Origin of the sequence: Rhodococcus shunpengi (assembly GCF_048381395.1) — a bacterium.
In the GTDB taxonomy this organism is placed as follows: Bacteria; Actinomycetota; Actinomycetes; order Mycobacteriales; family Mycobacteriaceae; genus Rhodococcus.
The window spans coordinates 462,859-465,850 of the sequence record NZ_JBLWIU010000034.1; the positions used below are offsets into that span (position 1 = coordinate 462,859).

Here is a 2,992-nt window from a genome sequence, read left to right on the forward strand (position 1 = left end):
CCGGGACGGGCCTGTCGCCGTCGTGGGTCAGCTCGCGGCGCCGCTCATCGGCAGCAGCCGGGCCAGGACGTCCGAGAGGGTGATCAACCCGACGATCCGTCCGTTCTCGGTGACGGTGACCAGGTGGTTCCTGGTCTCCCGCATCGTCGTCAGCGCCTCGTAGACCGGCGTCGCGGCATCGATCGTCAGCGCGGGGCGCATCAGTTCGGTCGCCGTGGTTCCGGGTGCGGCCTGGAGACTGTCGCGCACGTGCACGACACCGTCCACGTGTCCGTTGGCGCGCACGAGCAACCGGAGGTGTCCGGTGCGATGAGCTGTCTCACGGATCTCGAGGGCCGTCGAGGTCGGCTTCACACTGCTCGGCTCGGCCTGCGGCGTGACGATCTCGCCGAGCGTGAGCGTCTCGAGCTCCAGCGCGCTGCTCAGGTGCCCGTGATAACGCTCGTCGAGCGTGCCGACGGTGGCCGAGTGCTCGACCAGATGCCGCAGCGCATCGGGATCCTGACCTTCGGCGACCTGATCCACGGGATCCACACCGACCTTCCGCAGGCACCAGTTCGCCATGTGGTTCAACCGGACGAGCAGCGGCCGGGTCACCCACATGAACGCCCGCATGGGCAGCGCCAGCATCGTGGCCGACTTCTCCGGGTGGGCGATCGCCCACGACTTCGGTGCCATCTCGCCGACGACGAGGTGCAGGAATGTCACGATGATCAGCGCAAGGACGAAGCCGGCCACGTCCGCGAGCCACAGCGGCGCGCCCCAGTTCTCGAACAACGGCGTGAGCCAGTGGTGCACTGCGGGTTTGGTCGTCGCACCGAGGGCGAGCGTGCACACCGTGATACCGAGCTGGGATCCCGCGAGGAGCACCGACAGTTCGGACGCGCTGCGCAGGGCGGCCCGCGCGGAGCGGCTCGACGTCGCTGCGTCCTCGAGTCGGTGTCGTCGTGCCGCGATGAGCGCGAACTCGACCGCGACGAAGAACGCGCTGGCGGCGATCAGGCCGATCGTCACGACCGCGACAACCACAGGATTACTCATTGCCGGTCACCTCGTCCGTCAGAACGGTCACGCGCACGGACGACGGCACGTGCTTGTCGATGTCGCGTACCTCGGCCACCAGGATCCTGTGGATCGGGCCGTCCTCGTTCAGCAGTTCGGCGGGATCCGGATCCAGCGTGATCCGGACGGTGTCACCCACCTCGGGGAGGCCGCCGAACTCGGTGATGACCAAGCCGGCGAGCGTCTCGTAGTCGCCCTCGGGCAGTTCGTGGTCGAGGGTGCGGGCCACCTCGTCGATATGTGCGTCGCCGCGGACGATCCAGCCGTCGCCCTCGGGGCGGATGACCTCGACGGCCATCGCGGAATCGTGCTCGTCGGCGATCTCGCCGACCAGTTCCTCCGCGATGTCCTCGAGGGTGACGACGCCGGCGAAACCGCCGTACTCGTCGATCACCAGTGCCATCTCGTCCTCGGCCCGGGCCAGTTCGGCGAGCACCTCCGGCAGTGCCAGCGTGGCCGGCACGATCACGGGCGGGCGGCAGACCCCCGCGGCCGTGCCCGTCGGGGTGTCGAGGCCGAGGAGGTCGTGCAGGTGCACGACACCGCGCAGATCGTCGGACGAGGTGCCCACCACCGGGTATCGGGTGTGCCCCTCGCTCATCTTGTCGAGGATGGTGGCGACCGGCTCGTCCAGTTCGACGACGTCGACCCGCGACCGCGGGATCATGGCGTGTTCGGCGGCCCGGGTCGGGAACTCGAGGATCCGGTCGAGGAGGGTGGACAATTCCGGCGGAAGTTCGCCGGTCTCGCGGGACGCAGCGACGATGTGTTCGAGGTCGCGCGGTGTCGCGGAGTGCTCGACGTCGTGTACCGGCTCGATGCGCAGTGCGCGCAGCAGGAGATTCGACGACGCGTCGAACAGTTTGATCAGCCATCCGAAGACTGCGAGATAGGCGTTCGTCGACAGGGCGAGACCGCGGGCGACCGGTTCGGGACGGGCGATGGCGAGATTCTTCGGTACCAGTTCACCGAAAACCATCTGGACCACCGTCGAGAAGAGCACGGCCAGCACGGTGCCGACGGCGACACCCACGGCGGTGGGGATGCCGACACCGCCCAACAGTTCGCCGAGACCGCTACCGATCAGCGGTTCCGCGACGTAACCGACGAGCAGACCGGTGACGGTGATGCCGAGCTGGGCGCCCGAAAGCATGAAGGAGGTGCGGCGGGTGACCGCCAGTGCGCGGGCCGCAGCCGAGTCACCGCCTTCGGCGCGAGCCTTCAGGCGGGAGCGGTCGACGGCCATGTACGCGAATTCCTGCGCGACGAAGTAGCCGGTCAGAGCAGTGATGGCGAGAACGACAAGAATGCCGGCCGCGATTCCGAGGGCGGTCAGCACTTCGGGGACCGGGCTCGGGTGACGAGCAGAGCGTCACGTCTGGGCGGGACGGGTCTTCGAGGTTTTCGCTTGGGGGGTTTCATGACTCCCTCGGGTCGGGTCGGGACGGGTGCATTCACAGGATAGGACGAACGGACAGCGGTGGAAGTTCCACACCCGGGGTGGAGGTATGGTCACAAGGCGATCTTGTAATGTCCCGGATTATCATCCGAATGGACCGAATTGCCCGTCACGGGTATTTCCGAGCGATTACGACATTTCTGACCGATTTTCTCAAATGTTTCACTGTTTCCGCTGGTAGAGAGTTTTTGTGGCCTGGATAACAAATCTATGTGCTGCGCTGGCGTGGAATGCAGGTAACAATTGGATCGCGTGTCGACGCGCGTCGTCACAACTTCGTTGTCGTTCCATTGATGGGAGAAGCCCGTGCCTGCACTCGAGTTCCTTGTCGACCTCTTCGGTAACCTCGCCGACCTGTTCGACGTGCTGAACTTCTTCACCGGTTCCGCTGATGCGGCCGGCGATGCGTTCGGCAGCAGCCAGGCCTGAGCCTCGCAGACTCGAAGGCCCGCGGGTTGATCCCGCGGGCCT

3 protein-coding genes are annotated in these 2,992 nt (G+C 66.4%); 1 reads left to right on the forward strand and 2 read right to left on the reverse strand.

Annotation, left to right across the window (positions count from 1 at the left end):
* Positions 1–27 precede the first annotated feature (27 nt).
* Both ACNJ7K_RS22435 and ACNJ7K_RS22440 read right to left on the reverse strand, forming a co-directional pair.
* Positions 28–1,041, reverse strand: coding sequence for a hemolysin family protein (locus tag ACNJ7K_RS22435; RefSeq protein WP_174247044.1), 1,014 nt, complete (start codon positions 1,039–1,041; stop codon positions 28–30).
* Positions 1,034–2,401 (reverse strand): hemolysin family protein, encoded by a 1,368-nt coding sequence (locus ACNJ7K_RS22440; protein ID WP_268655630.1) that lies wholly within the window; start codon positions 2,399–2,401, stop codon positions 1,034–1,036. Before ACNJ7K_RS22440 ends, ACNJ7K_RS22435 begins: the two co-directional genes overlap by 8 nt.
* A 426-nt stretch (positions 2,402–2,827) precedes the next feature.
* On the opposite strand from ACNJ7K_RS22440, the gene ACNJ7K_RS22445 reads away from it, so the two are divergent.
* The gene (locus tag ACNJ7K_RS22445; protein WP_016691628.1) at positions 2,828–2,950 is read left to right on the forward strand and encodes a hypothetical protein; all 123 of its coding nucleotides are present in this window, start codon (positions 2,828–2,830) and stop codon (positions 2,948–2,950) included.
* The last annotated feature ends 42 nt before the right edge of the window (positions 2,951–2,992 follow it).

Bases quoted from the DNA above. Each gene is read 5' to 3' on its own strand.
- ACNJ7K_RS22435 (WP_174247044.1), bottom strand. From the start codon at position 1,041: ATGAGTAATCCTGTGGTTGTCGCGGTCGTGACGATCGGCCTGATCGCC.